At 44.0% G+C, this 16,445-nt stretch carries 14 protein-coding genes; 6 read left to right on the top strand and 8 right to left on the bottom strand.

From position 1 onward, the window contains the following. Positions 1-43: 43 nt before the first annotated feature. The 7 genes from cysE to L1D15_RS14180 form a co-directional block, all read right to left on the bottom strand. Complete coding sequence (cysE, locus tag L1D15_RS14210; protein ID WP_239866957.1) at positions 44-865, bottom strand: serine O-acetyltransferase; 822 nt, start codon at positions 863-865, stop codon at positions 44-46. A 59-nt stretch (positions 866-924) separates the two neighbouring features. Then, on the bottom strand, positions 925-1,959 hold the full coding sequence (gene gpsA / locus L1D15_RS14205) for an NAD(P)H-dependent glycerol-3-phosphate dehydrogenase (protein WP_239876209.1): 1,035 nt from the start codon (positions 1,957-1,959) through the stop codon (positions 925-927). Between the two features lie 137 nt (positions 1,960-2,096). Then, the gene (secB, locus tag L1D15_RS14200) at positions 2,097-2,564 is read right to left on the bottom strand and encodes a protein-export chaperone SecB (protein WP_239838000.1); all 468 of its coding nucleotides are present in this window, start codon (positions 2,562-2,564) and stop codon (positions 2,097-2,099) included. A 153-nt stretch (positions 2,565-2,717) separates the two neighbouring features. Then, on the bottom strand, positions 2,718-3,152 hold the full coding sequence (locus L1D15_RS14195; RefSeq protein ID WP_239876208.1) for a rhodanese-like domain-containing protein: 435 nt from the start codon (positions 3,150-3,152) through the stop codon (positions 2,718-2,720). Between the two features lie 123 nt (positions 3,153-3,275). After that, a complete protein-coding gene (locus L1D15_RS14190) occupies positions 3,276-4,238 on the bottom strand; it encodes a Wzz/FepE/Etk N-terminal domain-containing protein (RefSeq protein WP_239876207.1) in 963 nt (320 codons plus the stop codon). A 52-nt stretch (positions 4,239-4,290) separates the two neighbouring features. After that, on the bottom strand, positions 4,291-6,924 hold the full coding sequence (locus L1D15_RS14185; RefSeq protein WP_239876206.1) for an SLBB domain-containing protein: 2,634 nt from the start codon (positions 6,922-6,924) through the stop codon (positions 4,291-4,293). Positions 6,925-7,020: 96 nt separating this feature from the next. Next, entirely contained in the window at positions 7,021-8,286 is a 1,266-nt protein-coding gene (locus L1D15_RS14180) for a capsule assembly Wzi family protein (protein WP_239876205.1), read from the bottom strand. Positions 8,287-8,526: 240 nt separating this feature from the next. Between L1D15_RS14180 and L1D15_RS14175 the strand changes: the two genes are divergently transcribed. The 4 genes from L1D15_RS14175 (at position 8,527) to L1D15_RS14160 (ending at position 12,460) form a co-directional block, all read left to right on the top strand. After that, positions 8,527-8,787 (top strand): hypothetical protein, encoded by a 261-nt coding sequence (locus L1D15_RS14175; RefSeq protein ID WP_239837994.1) that lies wholly within the window; start codon positions 8,527-8,529, stop codon positions 8,785-8,787. A 75-nt stretch (positions 8,788-8,862) separates the two neighbouring features. Next, on the top strand, positions 8,863-9,525 hold the full coding sequence (locus L1D15_RS14170; protein WP_239876204.1) for a YjbF family lipoprotein: 663 nt from the start codon (positions 8,863-8,865) through the stop codon (positions 9,523-9,525). A 5-nt stretch (positions 9,526-9,530) separates the two neighbouring features. Then, positions 9,531-10,271 (top strand): capsule biosynthesis GfcC family protein, encoded by a 741-nt coding sequence (locus L1D15_RS14165; protein WP_239876203.1) that lies wholly within the window; start codon positions 9,531-9,533, stop codon positions 10,269-10,271. Further along, complete coding sequence (locus L1D15_RS14160; protein ID WP_239876202.1) at positions 10,271-12,460, top strand: YjbH domain-containing protein; 2,190 nt, start codon at positions 10,271-10,273, stop codon at positions 12,458-12,460. The genes L1D15_RS14165 and L1D15_RS14160 overlap by 1 nt, the downstream gene beginning before the upstream one ends. Positions 12,461-12,498: 38 nt before the next feature. Here the strand turns inward: L1D15_RS14160 and epmA are convergent, their stop codons facing one another. Next, positions 12,499-13,470, bottom strand: coding sequence for an elongation factor P--(R)-beta-lysine ligase (gene epmA, locus L1D15_RS14155; protein WP_239876201.1), 972 nt, complete (start codon positions 13,468-13,470; stop codon positions 12,499-12,501). 392 nt (positions 13,471-13,862) lie between these two features. On the opposite strand from epmA, the gene frdA reads away from it, so the two are divergent. Both frdA and L1D15_RS14145 read left to right on the top strand, forming a co-directional pair. Continuing rightward, positions 13,863-15,680, top strand: coding sequence for a fumarate reductase (quinol) flavoprotein subunit (gene frdA, locus L1D15_RS14150; RefSeq protein WP_239866964.1), 1,818 nt, complete (start codon positions 13,863-13,865; stop codon positions 15,678-15,680). Continuing rightward, positions 15,680-16,444, top strand: coding sequence for a succinate dehydrogenase/fumarate reductase iron-sulfur subunit (locus L1D15_RS14145; RefSeq protein ID WP_239876200.1), 765 nt, complete (start codon positions 15,680-15,682; stop codon positions 16,442-16,444). The genes frdA and L1D15_RS14145 overlap by 1 nt, the downstream gene beginning before the upstream one ends. Position 16,445: the final 1 nt, after the last annotated feature.

The following is a 16,445-nucleotide window of genomic DNA, read 5'->3' as shown; positions in this document are numbered from 1 at the left end:
GAAGCCAAAGCTTCAACCCTTTTTCTTTTAAGAAAGAACCTTCTTAAATACCATCGCCACCAATAAAACTCTGCGAGCGCCCATTGAATTGTTGATCCATATCCAATGATGGCTTATCTGTCTTGGGTCGACCAACGATCTTAGCTGGTACTCCAGCCACAGTCGTATGAGCAGGGACAGCTTGCAGTACCACTGAGCAAGACCCAATTTTAGCACCCTCACCGACTTCAATATTACCCAAAATCTTAGCTCCGGCTCCGATCATTACGCCTTCTCGGATTTTTGGGTGACGATCACCGCACTCTTTCCCCGTACCGCCCAACGTCACGTCTTGCAAGATCGACACGTCATTTTCAACCACAGCCGTTTCACCAATCACTATGCCGGTTGCGTGATCCAGCATGATGCCTTGGCCAATTTTCGCAGCAGGATGAATATCAACTTGGCATGCAACTGAAATTTGATTTTGCAAGTAAGTCGCCAAAGCAATGCGCCCCTGGCTCCATAGCCAGTTTGCTACACGATAGCCTTGCAGGGCATGATAGCCTTTGAGGTATAAAAGAGGCATTGAATACATGGAAACCGCAGGGTCTCGATTCACTGTTGCACAGATATCACAAGCAGCGGCCTCCGTGATCGAGTGATCAGCGTTAAAAGCTTCTTCTACGACTTCACGAACAGCCATCGCTGGCATCGAAGCTGTGTTCAGCTTGTTCGCCAAAATATAGCTTAGAGCAGCAGCTAAGCTCTCATGCTTAATGATCGTCGCATGGTAGAAGCTTGCGAGCATCGGCTCCTGCTCTGACAGCTCTCGAGCTTCACGGACAATGGCTTGCCAGACTTTCTGTTTTTCACAATGTTTCATTTATCAACCCTTCACCTAAGCCGGCTTAAGTGCTTATCGCTTTCCATTTCTATCAGCGTTTACGCCTCTGATTTCTTATCTCGAGCAAGCAAATCTTTTGCTGCCAAGTGAGCATCTTTTCCTTGATACAATACTTGATAAATTTGGTCAACAATCGGCATCTCCACGCCCATTCTCTGAGACAGCAACCAAACCTCTTTTGTGTTGCGGTAGCCTTCAACAACTTGGCCAATCTCTTCCTGCGCCGTATCGACATCTTTACCTTGTCCTAGAGCGAGCCCGAAACGGCGGTTACGTGATTGATTATCTGTGCAAGTCAAAACCAAATCGCCAAGTCCTGCCATACCCATGAAGGTCTCTGGCTGCGCGCCTAATGCAGCGCCAAGACGCGTCATTTCCGCAAGACCACGGGTAATTAATGCCGTACGTGCATTCGCACCAAAACCAATGCCATCGGACATTCCAGCCCCTATAGCAATCACATTCTTCACCGCACCACCCAACTGCATACCGGTGAAATCGCTGTTGGCATATACTCGAAAGGTCTTACTGCAATGAATTTTCTCCTGCAGATCAGAAACAAAACCTTTATCAGGAGAAGCCACAGAGATTGCTGTTGGCATTCCCATCGCTAGCTCTTTCGCAAAGGTCGGCCCTGACAAAACCGCCATTGGGTGGTTTTCTCCTAAAGCTTCAACTGCAACTTCTTTCAACAATCGACCTGTTTCAGGCTCAAGCCCTTTGGTTGCCCAACAAATTCTGGAGTCCGGCCTTAGGTAAGGCTTAACATTATTCAGTACAATACCAAAAACATGGCTGGGTACGACAACCAATAGGTCACGACTTGCCTGTACAGCCTTTTCTAGATCTGATTCAATAATCAGTGAGTCAGGAAAATCAATCGCCGGTAAAAATTCGTGATTAGCTCTATCAGATTCCAAGCGCGCCATATGCTCAGGGTCATGCCCCCAAATCACCACATTCGCACCATTTCTCGCGAGTGAAATAGCTAGAGAAGTACCATAGGAACCCGCGCCAAGCACTGTCATTGCTATCTCTTTACCATAGCTGTTTTGAATGTCTGAGTCCGTCATTAATCCGCCTGATCGTATCTAATATGTGGAACTTGGAATGATTTCAGTGTAAGGCACTATTATCAGCAATAAATAAAAAATGCACAGCACATCCCTCGATGCTCTGTGCATTTCTTTAAGAAATAGCGATGAAACAATTAAGCTTCCGCTGTACCTTCTTGCTGAGCTTGCTGCTGTAGGTAGTTCATAAACAGAGCATCAAAGTTAACTGGTGCTAGGTTAAGTTGTGGGAACGTACCTTTAACCACTAAGCTAGAAATCGTCTCACGAGCATATGGGAATAGAATATTAGGGCAGAACGCACCTAGACAATGCGCAAGCTGGCCTGCTTCCATCTTGTCCGCTGTGAAGATACCACCTTGTTGTACTTCACATAGAAATGCTGTTTCTTCTTCGTTTTTAACCGTCACGGTTAGACGTAAAACCACTTCGTACACACCTTCACCTAGCTCACGGCTCTGGGTGTCTAAGTCCAATTTCACGTCAGGATTCCACTCTTTCTGGAACATATTTGGTGAGTTAGGCGCTTCAAAAGAGACGTCTTTTAAGAAAATACGTTGGATTGCGAAATTTTGCGCTTCTTGTTGGGGTGCTGCTTCAGCCATTTTAAAATCCTTTAATAGATCAAGTCGTCTGCTTGGAGACTAACTGAGAGAGTTGATTGTGACTAGGTTTTCCAAACAATTCGTGGAATTGTTCACATCTCTCTCTAATAAGCGCTGATTTTTTATTCAGCGCTTTCGTAAAATTCATGCCATTTACTTCTTGCCTTTTACCAGAGGCAAATTCGCTTCATTCCAGGCGATTAAACCATTCTTCAGCAAACTAACATTTTCAAAGCCAGCTTTTGCTAGGAGATTAGCACTCTCTTGCCCTGTTTGGCCCGTTTTGCATACCACAATAATTGGGTTAGATTTATGGTTTTCAAGACTACCTAAATTACCTGCTTTAATGTCAGAAGGTAAAATGTGAACTGCATCAGTAATATGCCCCTTACGGAACTCGTCTTTACTACGAATATCAACCACAACACCATTTTCACGATTCATAAGTTGTGTCGTTTGAGAGGCCGTCACTTCTTTATATGCCGCCGTTGTGGATTTTACGATATTCATGATTAAGGCAACCAAAAGGCCCACCCATACTAGAGAAAGTATCATGTTCTCTTGAAAAAATGCGATATATTCTTGCATGTCCTGTGCTCTTAAATTGTAGAGCGGCCTAAATATAAGCAGCTCTGGACTCAAATTCAGTTTGGGAGTATAGCGAGGATAAGAACTTAAGGCGAGAACACCTTAAGTTTGATAGTTAATTAGCTAGTCATTCTCTCGACGAAATGCATAACGAACCAATACAATAGCAACTCCCAACATCCCTCCCAGCAACGTCGCTAATACGCATATCAATGCTCGTTTGGGCCCGTTTTTTTCTTCTGGTACTACAGGAGGATCAATCACTTTAAATGCATATTCATCTTTCACTTCTGCTAGCATGAGTGTCTTAGTTTGTTCCTCAATCAATTGATAAAACACATTCTGCATATCTACCACTTTAGTTCGTTCTAATTGTTGTTCTAGATACTCAATATTGCGATTAGTTTCCGTTAAAGATTCTTCTTTCATCCATAAATTCAGCTCCTTCACCAACCATTGAGTCCATTGCTGAGCAACAAAAGGTGATAAATGAGTGATACTGACAGTGACAATTCCTGTGTCTTTTGCTTCAGATACATTTAAGAGTTCTTTAAATGCTTTATAAGCTTGCCAAGCGGTGGGTTCTAGTGATAGTTCAGAATTATCAGGATCATTTAACCAACGGGTGCCATCATAAAGCTCTGGGTCAAGTACCAACTTATTATTCTCTTTATCCCAAGATTGCGTTGCCATCAAAATCGGTAGTAATGCATACTTGTCAATAAAGGCATTGATAAACTTACGCGATTCCAATGTAGCTAAAGACAAAGACTTATCGTCCGTTTTTCCGCTATTCACATTAATACCAGCCAATGACGCTAGCCCACCAAATTGGCTGGCCATAGCCGCAAGGCCACCACTTTTTTCATCGTTAGCAGCAACTAAGGTGGCTGACGCTTGATAAGTGTTAGGTTGAGATAAAGCAAATAGCACACCGCCTATCGCAAACAATGCAGTCGTACAGAAAATGATCCATTTTCCCTTCCATATCGCCAAACATAATTCTCTCAAATCAATTTCATCTTTGGCTACTGAAAAGTCTTGCACATGCGTAAAATGGTTATCATGAATAATAGGTTTGTTCATAGTCTCTTCTTATAATATGAAGCCCTCTAACAATCGAGGGCTTCTTATACCACTAGTCTTTTATTGCACTCCAAGCCACACCAATTTGGTAAAGGATCTGTGTTGCTGAAGTTAAGGTGCTTAAGCCATCTAGGTAATCCGTATCGAGCGGCACAATAATCGTATCGCCAGGCTCTAAAGGCATAGACTGACGACTAAACCAAAATGAGTTGTTGGGTAACATAACGGAGCCATCAGCACGCACAACATAGATTCGGTCTGTATCCGCTTGTTTTTTCGTTCCACCAGCAGAGGAAATATAGTCTTCGATCGTCATCCCTGGAGTAAAGGTGTGGTTAGAAGAAAACTGAACTTCCCCCATCACACTGACAATGGGCTGCCGAGCAGGAATATATAGCTTGTCCCCTTTCTCGACCATAATGTCAGCGTTCGGTTCTCCTGAGAGCGCTTCGGGTAAATCAATCACTAAGCGACCAATGGCCTCTGCGGAGGCAAGCTCATCGGCAATAGCCATCGCTTCAGTAGGACTCGTAGTATAAGTAGCACTTGAATTCTGTCGGCGTAGCGCTAAATTACCAATCTCCTGTTTTAATTGTAGATTGAGTAGCTTTAAACGTTCTGCTTCTTGGCGACGTAAACTCTCACGACTAAACACCGCCCCTTGCGCATAGGCAAACTGGGTCAGCCCACCGGCACGCTCGATGAGATCTTGGATAGTTTCACCACGCTGGAATGTGTAAATTCCTGGAAAAACCACTTCACCTTGTAATTCGATAGCGTTACCGCGCTGCCAATTGGGCTGAGTCTTGATCACAATATGATCTTGAGCTTGAATATCGAGTTTCTCTTGACCACTCAATATTTCCTGAGGAGAAAAAGAGTAGTGTTGAACCACAAAGTCTTGTTTAACCTTCTCCGAACGACTTAACTCTGCGCTGTAAAGAAATGCTTGCTCAGCAAAACCACCGGCTGCACTAATAAGTTTTTCAAAACTGGCATTCTCTGTTAATGGATAAACACCGGGGTATTTTACTGCGCCAGTCACTTCAATAATCTTTGCCTGCTCAGAGAGATTTGCTTGAGCTTTCAGCCTTTCAATTATCGGTTTTAACAATGATTCTCGACTAGAAAGTCGGAAATCATCCGCTTCCGCAAATTTATCAGCATCAGCAATATCGAGCTCCTTTTGCCGCTCTTTCTCTATTAGCGCTCCTGTCGCAGAATCTAATGTCGCAACACTTTTGGATTCCGTTACTGAATTTTCTGTATTATTCCCACTGACGTGTTCACTCAGCTCTTTCGCTCTCTTTGAGCTGGTCGATTTCTGATCTCGATACCAATAGTCAACGTTTAGACCATTATCAAATACAAATAACTGGTCGCCTTTTTGAAGAGAGTAATTTTCGCTCGTACTTGGTGAAGTTAGCACTTCACCTAAGTTAAATTGCCACACGCTAATATCACGACTTTTAGGCTCTTCTCTAACCAGTAGCGCATAAGTCAGATCGGCATTTTCTTTCAAATCCTCGAAGCCAATCACATCGCTGATCTGCAGTCCATTTTTAAATTGGTACGCCCCTTGACGAAACAACTCACCACGCAATGCTATCGCATTATCCAAGTTATCCCCAGTAGGTAACAAAGATACTTCGTCGCCGGCTTGTAGCTTAAAGCTCTTTCCATGAGGTGATGACAGGTCCAATGTCAGCTGCTCAATACCATTTGCATTTCGTCTTTTTACGTTAGCTTTTGACAAATACGCACTAGGTAAAGCGCCACCGGCAATATCAATTAAATCATTGATATTATTATCCATGCCAAGCTCATAATGAGCGGGACGAAGCACTTCTCCTTTAATCACCACATCAGATTTTTTCGCTGGGACAAGGATGGTATCTCCTGCTTGTAAACGAACATCTTGGCTAGAGTCACCATTGACAATCAAATCGTAGGCATCGAAGGTTACTACTGTTTTACCTAGCCGTTTTACTTTAATGTTTCTAAGGCTACCGGATAATTTGATCCCACCAGCCGCAATCAAAGCTTGTGATAACGTCGTTAAACCATTGACATTGTAGGCTCCTGGCTGCTTGACATCACCAGTAACATAGACTTGCATAGTGCGCATTGCACTTAAAGATACAACCGCTTCAACACCAATCGATTTGCGCTGAATAAGAGACGCTACGTAATTTTTTAACTCACTAAACGTCTGACCAGCCACATACTCCGGCCCATATTCAGGTATATTGAGCTTCCCTTCGCGATCAATTTTCAACTTTAAGTCACTAAACGATTTGCCAAATAATTGAATACGAACTTCATCTCCTGGCGCGATGATATAGTCATGAGGCACTGGTAAATGATCGACAGGTGTAAAGTCTAGCGAAACACCAGAGAACACATCGTAACCAAAATAAGGTAGCTCTGAAGCCATTACTTCTTTGCTTTTTCCACGATCAGTCTTGGCCCCTCGGTCTGACGCATCAGTCGCTCTTTCTGGTTTTTTTACTTCAGGGGGTGCTGTATCTGTGCTTAAAGATGCGCTATCAAGAGAGTTTATACTAGAAAGATCGACTCCCATTTGTCGCGCAAGCTGCTCTTGTTGAGCCTTAGGAAGAGACTGGAACTGATTAATCTGTGCCTGAGTTGGCGTTGCAGCATGAATACTCGCACTTAGGAGCATTGGGATGGCCAACATATTTATGTTTATATTTAACTTCAACGTTCTGCTACTCATTAATTTATATAATACTCTACTCTCTGACATTAGTAACGCAAATCAAAACCTAAACTCATACTTCGAACCAAATACCGTTTCACTGTCAGTGGTACTTCTATTGATGTAATCAATGTTAAGCTTAATTTTTCCTTTGAGTGCAGGGAGCTGATAAGCCAATTGATATTGTTCCTGCTTTTCGTTGCTATCATTCAATAATTTTTTTGTCGAAATAATAGCAGAAATTTGATGGTCATTAACAAGCTGTAAATAACTACTCAATGACCAGCTAGCCTTATTCAAATAGCTAGACTGCAGATAATCGTCAATCCCATCACTAATAATGGACTGACTCTCCTCTGAAGACATCAATTGATATTCAGCCACTATACGTAATGAGCTATCAAATATCGACTTATGCCCGCTCCAACCCACTAGATACGCACCTAATCCGTTATCTTTTTGAGCTGAAGACATTTCTGTATACAGTCCATGCTGTACACTATATATTTCCGGCAAGGTCAACTTTACATCAACAGCGACTTGCTTTTGGTTCTTCAAAGCTTGCTGCTTGTTTGCCTCAAACCAATAATGCTGAGTCAAGCCAAGTTCGAACCAACTATTTAATTTACTCGCATACCTTAATGAGGCTCTGTAATCATAATCAAGTTTGTCTAACTTTGACGTCACAACGTTTAGATTCCAAACACCCAATAGCGGATTCTCTCCGATCCAGCTCAAGCCAGCATCTAAATCTTTTCCTGATGTAGTTAAAATGAGACTATGATTCCAGCCGTGCCCCCACCACCTAGGAAGCATCCCTACATCAAATAGTGTGTGGCCAGCATTCAAGGCGATATAACTGTCCGTAAATGAAGTTTCTTTGCTCTCATCATTTTCTCGGTATGAAGAATTAAGCCTAAACGCATAACTATCAGTGAGGTGCTCATAACTTGCCTCCACCGTCCATTTGTCACGGCTGACATCAGAAAACCAACCATTGTCCAGCTCCGAATTCCCTCCAGACATCACAAAACGACGATTACCTCGGTTGAGCTTAGCCGTATTCAGAGCGTATTTGAAATGCTCAAGTTCAGTACCAAGATGATTATTGACAGTGACAAGAGCGTCACTTCCTGCCACGGAAGACCAACGCAAAGGAAAATTACTTGTTACACCACTAAGTTTGCTTGCATCACTTAAAGCCGTCATGGATGACCTCAAAAAAGGGTCATTTGCTTCGATCCAAGGAGAAGAATAACTATTACTACTTATTAACAGAATAGGTATAAGTACTATCGATAAGCTGAGCCTCTCAATCCTTGGCATGTGTCCTACTTTAATTTTCTAATTCACCTATAAAGCACAAATAATGTAGTGTGAATTGCCTAAAAATGAATTCATTATAAAGGCCGATTTAGATTAAGCAATCCACCATACTGTGATCGTCTTGCATTAAAGTTATTTTAATTTTTACAGATATAATAAAGTGAAATAGAATCAGAATTGGAGCAGGTGAAATTTGCTCCAACATCGATGTTAATTTGTAAATTTACAAAGGGATACTCAATGAAAAAAATTGCTCTAACCATGTTAGTGGCGCTATGTGCTTCTGCTGGGGCTTTCGCTGAGGAAAGTACCGCTGCAAGTACTGCAGGTGGCTCTACCGCTGGTGGTACAGCAGCTGGCTCTACCGCAGCTGCATCTACAGCAGCTGCTGGCGTAGCAACCACGACGGCCGTCGCGGTAGGCGCGGCCGTTGCTGTTGCTGCGGTTGCAGTTGCTGCATCAGATAATGATGGTACTACTGGTACTACTGGCACTAACTAATTGGTACTTTCGTTATAAACACCCTTAGCTTTGCTAAGGGTGTTTTTTTGCAATATTAAGGCCTGAGCTTTCATAATGACCAATAAAATACTTGCTCTATTTATCACGACTTTAATCCTATTCTTAAGCGGCTGTACCCAACGCTTCTCTGATACTAACGAGACCCTTAAAGAAGCCTTTTGGGGGTTTGAAGACGTGAATTTAGATAAAGAATCGATAGAAAACATCCCTTACGCCAGCAGCTATTTTAAAATCAATGATGGTCCACAAATCTTTATGGTGCTTGCATTCGTTGAAAGTAACCCCAACACCGGAAAAACTCAGTATAAGTGGCTATCCAGTGATAAAGCGATGATTGTGACCGAAGAAGGACGTATCGTTAAAACATATAACCTTCCAGACGCAAATCTAAGGGGTACAATTCCTTTCAAAGAAATGAGCCACTTTAAAACGCCTCAGTATACTTGGGATGCCGTTTATGATTGGCAACCAGGTTACCAATATAATCATCATGCCAAAATTATGACAGAATCCGTTGCTACGACTCAATTAAACTCGGTACTGTGGTCTCAACAAGTTAAGATTTGGCAAGAGTACATTTCATTTGAAAAGCTAGGCAAAAACATGCAAAGCACCTTTTGGGTAAATGATAAGGGCCATGTACTAAAGTCGGCTCAATGGGTCATTCCAGACCAGCTTTTTATCGAGCAAGAAGTACTCAAACCATATCAAGGATGAACTTAATGACACGTGGTTTTTTATTTTTATTAACTTTGAGTTCTTTCGCAAACGCTATTGCCGCTAACGTCACTGTTGAACTTCCCAGTGAGCAAATCGTGATGGATTATACTGCTCCGATTCGTTTAGAAAGAGCCCTCGCTGACACCATAGAGCATAGTCAGAGAAATACTCCTTTTAGCTATCCGATCAATAACGCTCTATTCAACTTGGATAAACAAAGAGTTGCCAACAACAAAAAACAATCGGCACTGAATCTGATTGATAAACTCAAACAACAAGAAGCCGAACTGTATGAAAGTCTGGGTATTTTACGCGAGCAAGTTAAGACTTGGCAGGTAGGTTATCGAGAAAACCTCTCATTGGATCTCGACTTCGTTCGTCTCACTCCTTCTGCCAACCCTATGCTAACTGGCCACTATCAATTCGAATACCCAGAGCGGCCGACAACTATCACCCTAGAAGGACTGTTTTTCAGTCCGACGATGCCTGAAGTAAAACCCGATTGGACAGTGAAAGATTACTTATCAACATCCAGAGTACTTTCCAGCGCAAATAATAGTCATGCTTGGGTGATTTACCCAGACGGTCACTACAAACAAGTCGGTTTCGCTTACTGGAACGATGAAAAAACACCTCTGCCTCCAGGCTCTAGCATCTTCCTAGGGTTTAACAATCCATCCAAAGAACTCTCTCAACTTGAGCAAGAGATCGTCTCTCTGATTGCCTGGAGAAGAAATTACTAATGAAACTCAATCCAATCACAGCGCTATTTCTTTCCCTTGGTTTCGTTTCCATCAGTCAAGCAAGTGATAATCTCAAAGTCTCTCAAACGGATTTTGGTGGCGTCGGGCTAATGCAAATGCCTTCTGGACGCATGGCTGAAGAAGGTGAGTTCAACATAGGTGTCAGCATTAACGATGACTACCAACAATATACAGCATCAATTCAGTTGATGAGCTGGCTCGAGTCTACCGTCCGCTACACACGGGTACCCGATCTATTGTTTAGCAGCGATCCTGCCTATAGTGGAGATAATTTATATACTGATAAAGGAATCGACTTCAAAGTCCGCCTTTGGCAAGAGGGGTACTGGCTACCTGAGACGTCAATTGGAGTTCGTGATTTTGGCGGAACAGGGCTATTTGACGGTGAATTTGTTGCCGCCACAAAACGCTTTGGTAGTGTAGACATCACCCTAGGGCTTGGCTGGGGCTACCTAGGCCAACGCGGCAATGTGACCAACCCTTTCTGTAAAGCGAGTGATAAATACTGTAATCGTGACAGTGATTACAAAGGTACCGGTGGTAGTGTCGATTATGAGCGCTGGTTTAAAGGCCCAGCAGCAATATTTGGCGGTTTGGAGTATCAAACGCCTTACGCGCCACTTCGTTTAAAGCTGGAATACGACGGTAATGATTATACCCAGGACTACCCTGTTGTTCGCGCTGGTAAGCCTCTGCCTCAACATACTCCGTGGAATATAGGGGTTAACTATCGTTTAGGAGATTGGGGGGACGCCAAAGTCAGCTATCAACGTGGCGATACCATCACTTTCGGGGTTAATCTCTACACCAACTTCAATGAGATGAAAGCAACATGGCGTGATGAGCCTAGACAAGCAATCAATAACACTGATACCCCTAATCCAGATTGGCAATCGGCAGCAAAACAGATTGAGTCAAACGCAGGCTTTGAGCAAAACTCTGTTACGCTTGATGGCGATACCATCATCGTCAAAGGCCAGCAGAAGAAGTACCGCGACAGAGAAGAAGCGCTTGACCGAACCGCAGCCATTTTGTCTAACCACTCAAACGACTTGATTCGTGTATTTAAAGTCGTTGAACAACAAGATGGTATGAACCTTAAAGAAACCACCATCGATAAACAGAAATACCTCACTGCGGCGAATTACTTATCAACTGAAGCAAAGGTCAAAGACAGTTTTGAAGAATCAGAGCCTAACAATAATATTGCCAATGCACCTGCTGCAGAAAATAAGGAGCGTTGGGATTATGGCTTAGAGCCAGTGCTAAAACAAAGCATCGGAGGCCCTGAGTCTTTCTACTTGTACAGTTTAGGCATCAGCGCCAACTCAAGCTACAAGCTAATGGATAACCTCGAGTTCGGCGGTTCTATTATCTTCAACTTAATCGATAACTACGACAAGTTTAACTACGTTGAAAACTCTCCGCATGTAAGGAACTACTCGACACCGAGAGTTCGAACCATGTTCCGCGCCTACGTACATGATAACCCTGTCAGGCTTAACCACCTCCAGCTCACATGGTTTGAACAGCCATTCGAGCAAGTTTATACCCAGATGTACGCAGGCTATCTCGAAATGATGTTCGCAGGTGTAGGTGGTGAGATCCTATATAGGCCGATGAACACAAACTGGGCGCTAGGCTTTGATGCCAACTTAGTGAGCCAACGTGATCCCGATTCATGGTTTGGCACATACAGCGAAGATTATTTCTTTTATGATGAGGCAAGCTGTAGTGAGCCGATCCCTTCCTGCCAAGCATATGTGTTAAGTAAAGGGACAACGGGACATGTGACCGGCTACTATATGCCGAACTGGGATTTCCTCACTGGTACACTTTTCAAAGTCAGTGCAGGCAAGTTCTTGGGAGGTGATATGGGAGCTCGCTTCGATTTTTCTAAGCAATTTAATTCTGGAGTTATCGTCGGTGCATACGCGACCTTTACCGATCTGACAGCAGAAGAGTATGGTGAAGGAAGCTATAACAAAGGCTTCTATATTTCGATACCTCTGGACATTATGACGATTAAGCCAAGTACCAGTCGCGCTGACATCTCTTGGGAGCCAATTACCCGAGATGGCGGGCAAATGCTGAAGAAACAATACAACCTATTTGAGAAAACAGACGTTCGTTCTCAATGGTATCAACGGCCTAGCACCGTTGAGTAGAATTGGCGAAGGCTGGCAGTGCTGCCAGCCTTTTACTCTTACGCTCTAGGGAAAGGGAATGCGGTTACCTTATCAATATGATCATTATTGGTTGCCAGCATAACTAGACGATCGATACCTAATGCCACTCCTGCGCATCGTGGTAAGCCTGCTTCTAATGCCTTAATCAAATAATGGTCAATGGGTTGTGTGGTTAGGCCCATTTGTTGTCGTTTAACGTTATCTAGCTCAAAGCGTTTAAGCTGCTCTTCGGCACTATCCAGTTCATGGAAGCCATTTGCTAACTCTATTCCTTTAAAATACACCTCAAAGCGATCGGCAACACGGCTGTCTTGGTCGTTTATCTTTGCCAATGCCGCTTGTGACGCAGGAAAATCGTATACAAAGGCAGGAACTTGCTGACCGATTTCAGTCTCAACTCCAACGCTAAATAATAGTTGTAGCAAGGTGTCTCTGTCCTGTTCTGGCTGAGCAATATCACTAAGTCCTAACAAATCAGCCGTCACTTTCAGCTCTTCCATCGACGCCTCTAGCGGACAAATTTTCAATATTGAGAGAAAAGCCTGTTGATAGGTCATACGATCTGCGGCTCCAACCTTCAGAATCAGTTGCAATAGCTCATCCATCTCATCCATCAACTGATGGTGATCAAAGCCAATCCGATACCACTCAAGCATGGTGAACTCAGGATTGTGATATCGGCCATTTTCTTCATTGCGAAAAGATTTACAGATCTGGTAGATACAGCCACTTCCTGCAGCTAGCAAACGCTTCATATGAAACTCTGGGCTAGTCATTAGATAGAGATTCTTACCTTGCGAATAGCTAGGGCCAACAAATTTGGTTTGAAACGTGTGCAAATGAATATCTGTCACTGTTGCATGACTCATCGCGGGTGTATCAACCTCAAGGACGTTTTTATCCTTAAAAAACTGACGTATCTGCCCAATCAAATCCGCGCGTTGCCTTAACTGTTCAATGCTTGCCGTGGGTTGCCAATCTGCCTGCATAGCTCTTCTCTCGTGACGATGTATTGTGGCGCAAACTATCATCTTTCACTCAAATTGCAAATGAACAGCTCTTAGCTTGAAGCATTAAAATAACGTACTACAAGAAATAATTCCCCAGCTTTAACATTGATGAAATTAATAACAAATCTCACTCGCAACATACCCGTAACAGCGGGTTCTGCAGAGACTTAGAGCTAAAATAGGTTTGCCGTGATAGTAATCACATAACCTGTATTTTCTATGCTCTCATATGCATTACTGGGGAAAAAACCTAAATACATCAACTTTTCCATAACGATACTCTTCTACACTACCCCTACCACTTTTGGGGGAATTCCCTCATTTTATGATAACAAGCGGAACACTCCGCAATTTCACACTGGAGGATAACTGTGCAAACTATCATCACAGATATCGCAGTCATCGGCGCTGGCGGCGCTGGTCTTCGCACTGCTATTGCAGCAGCTGAAGCAAACCCTGATTTAGAAGTCGCACTGATTTCTAAAGTTTATCCAATGCGTTCTCACACAGTCGCAGCAGAGGGTGGCTCAGCAGCAGTTATCAAGGATGAAGATAGCCTAGACAATCACTTCAACGACACCGTTGGTGGTGGTGACTGGCTATGTGAACAGGACGTTGTCGAATATTTTGTAGAAAACGCGACTCGCGAAATGATCCAAATGGAGCAATGGGGCTGCCCATGGAGTCGTAAAGAAAACGGGGAAGTCAACGTACGCCGCTTTGGTGGTATGAAGGTTGAGCGTACATGGTTCGCGGCAGATAAAACTGGCTTCCACATGCTTCACACCCTATTCCAGACATCAATGAAGTACGACAATATCAAACGTTTTGATGAGTACTTTGTGGTGGATCTGCTTGTCGATGAAGGTGAAGTGCAAGGTCTTATCGCCATTCACATGTCAGAAGGTGAACTCGTTACGATTAAAGCCAAGTCTGTTGTTTTAGCAACAGGTGGCGCAGGTCGTGTTTATCACTGTAATACTAACGGCGGTATCGTAACCGGTGATGGCATGGCAATGGCTTACCGTCATGGCGTACCTCTACGTGATATGGAATTCGTTCAGTACCATCCAACCGGTCTTCCAGGAACAGGTATTCTGATGACCGAAGGCTGTCGTGGTGAAGGCGGTATCATCGTTAACAAGAACGGCTACCGTTACCTACAAGATTACGGTATGGGCCCTGAAACTCCAGTTGGCCAGCCAAAGAACAAATACATGGAACTCGGTCCTCGCGACAAGGTTTCTCAGGCTTTCTGGCACGAACAGCAGAAAGGCAACACCATTAAACATCCTCTAGGTGATGTGGTTCATCTAGACCTTCGCCACCTTGGTGAAGAGTACCTGCAAGAGCGTCTACCGTTTATCTGTGAGCTAGCGAAAGCATACGTTAACGTTGACCCTGCGAAAGAGCCGATTCCAATTCGTCCAACGGTACACTACACCATGGGTGGCATTGAAACCAACGGCGAATGTGAAACGCGCATTAAAGGTCTATTCGCGGTAGGTGAATGTGCTTCTGTTGGTCTTCACGGCGCTAACCGTCTAGGTTCTAACTCACTGGCTGAGTTCGTGGTATTCGGCCGTGTTGCTGGTGAACAAGCTGTGAAGCGTGCAGCAGAATTCAAGGGCTGGAACGAAGAGTCTATTGCAGCTCAAGTCAAAGACGTTGAGCAGCGTATCGCAGCACTAATGAACCAAGAAGGCGATGAAAACTGGGCAGATATCCGCACTGAAATGGGTCATACCATGGAAGCGGGCTGTGGTATCTACCGCCAAGAAGATTTGATGCAAGCCACCATAGACAAAATCACTGAGTTGAAAGAGCGTTACAAGCGCATCAGCATCAAAGACAAAGGCAAAGTGTTCAACACTGACCTTCTGTACGCTATCGAAGTTGGTTACGGCCTAGAAGTCGCAGAAGCAATGGTTCACTCTGCGATCCTGCGTAAAGAGTCGCGTGGTGCCCATCAGCGTCTAGATGATGGCTGTACTGAACGTGATGACGTAGAGTTCCTCAAACACTCGCTGGCTTTCTTCCAACCAGATGCAGCGCCAACTATCGACTACAGCAAGGTGACTATCACTAAGTCACAGCCTAAAGCTCGTCTATACGGTGAAGCCGCAGAGAAAGCAGCCGCTGAAGAAGCAGCAAAAGCGGCACAGAAGAACGCAGAGGAGCAAGCATAATGTCAGCAAATCGCATCCAAAAAGTAGAGATTCTGCGTTATGACCCAGAAAAAGACGCACAACCGCACTTCCAGACCTTTGAAGTACCATTCGATGAAACTATGTCGACCCTTGATGCACTTGGCTACATCAAGGATAACCTAGATAAAGACCTGTCTTACCGTTGGTCTTGTCGTATGGCGATCTGTGGTTCATGCGGCATCATGGTTAACGGCGTACCAAAACTTGCTTGTAAAAGCTTCCTGCGCGATTACCCAAACGGCGTGAAGATCGAGCCACTCGCAAACTTCCCAATCGAGAAAGACTTGATTGTCGACATGACACCATTCATTGAACGCCTTGAAGCCATCAAGCCTTACATCATAGGTAACGATCGTAAACCTGAAGACGGCACTAACCTACAAACGCCAGAGCAAATGGCTAAGTACAAGCAGTTCGCTGGTTGCATCAACTGTGGTCTATGTTACGCAGCGTGTCCGCAGTTTGGTCTAAACCCAGAGTTCATAGGCCCAGCGGCACTGACTCTTGCCCATCGTTACAACCTAGACAGCCGTGACAACGGTAAAGATGAGCGTATGTCACTCATTAATGGCGAGAACGGTGCTTGGGGCTGTACCTTTGTGGGTTACTGTTCTGAAGTTTGTCCGAAGAATGTAGACCCTGCAGCTGCAGTAAACCAAGGTAAGGTCGAGTCTTCTATGGACTTCGTGATCTCAATGTTCAAGCCTGATGGCACACCAACAAAGACTACACAGGAGGCGTAAG

This window comes from Vibrio sp. Isolate25, assembly GCF_022398025.1.
GTDB lineage: Bacteria > Pseudomonadota > Gammaproteobacteria > Enterobacterales > Vibrionaceae > Vibrio > Vibrio coralliilyticus_A.
This window is presented reverse-complemented; position numbering and strand designations above follow the sequence as displayed.

Coding starts and splice junctions, on each gene's coding strand:
- L1D15_RS14175 (WP_239837994.1), top strand. CDS start 8,527: ATGAAAAAAATTGCTCTAACCATGTTAGTGGCGCTATGTGCTTCTGCT.
- secB (WP_239838000.1), bottom strand. CDS start 2,564: ATGGCTGAAGCAGCACCCCAACAAGAAGCGCAAAATTTCGCAATCCAA.
- epmA (WP_239876201.1), bottom strand. CDS start 13,470: ATGCAGGCAGATTGGCAACCCACGGCAAGCATTGAACAGTTAAGGCAA.
- L1D15_RS14145 (WP_239876200.1), top strand. CDS start 15,680: ATGTCAGCAAATCGCATCCAAAAAGTAGAGATTCTGCGTTATGACCCA.
- L1D15_RS14165 (WP_239876203.1), top strand. CDS start 9,531: ATGACACGTGGTTTTTTATTTTTATTAACTTTGAGTTCTTTCGCAAAC.
- gpsA (WP_239876209.1), bottom strand. CDS start 1,959: ATGACGGACTCAGACATTCAAAACAGCTATGGTAAAGAGATAGCAATG.
- L1D15_RS14170 (WP_239876204.1), top strand. CDS start 8,863: ATGACCAATAAAATACTTGCTCTATTTATCACGACTTTAATCCTATTC.
- cysE (WP_239866957.1), bottom strand. CDS start 865: ATGAAACATTGTGAAAAACAGAAAGTCTGGCAAGCCATTGTCCGTGAA.
- L1D15_RS14195 (WP_239876208.1), bottom strand. CDS start 3,152: ATGCAAGAATATATCGCATTTTTTCAAGAGAACATGATACTTTCTCTA.
- L1D15_RS14190 (WP_239876207.1), bottom strand. CDS start 4,238: ATGAACAAACCTATTATTCATGATAACCATTTTACGCATGTGCAAGAC.
- L1D15_RS14180 (WP_239876205.1), bottom strand. CDS start 8,286: ATGCCAAGGATTGAGAGGCTCAGCTTATCGATAGTACTTATACCTATT.
- L1D15_RS14185 (WP_239876206.1), bottom strand. CDS start 6,924: ATGCTCCTAAGTGCGAGTATTCATGCTGCAACGCCAACTCAGGCACAG.
- L1D15_RS14160 (WP_239876202.1), top strand. CDS start 10,271: ATGAAACTCAATCCAATCACAGCGCTATTTCTTTCCCTTGGTTTCGTT.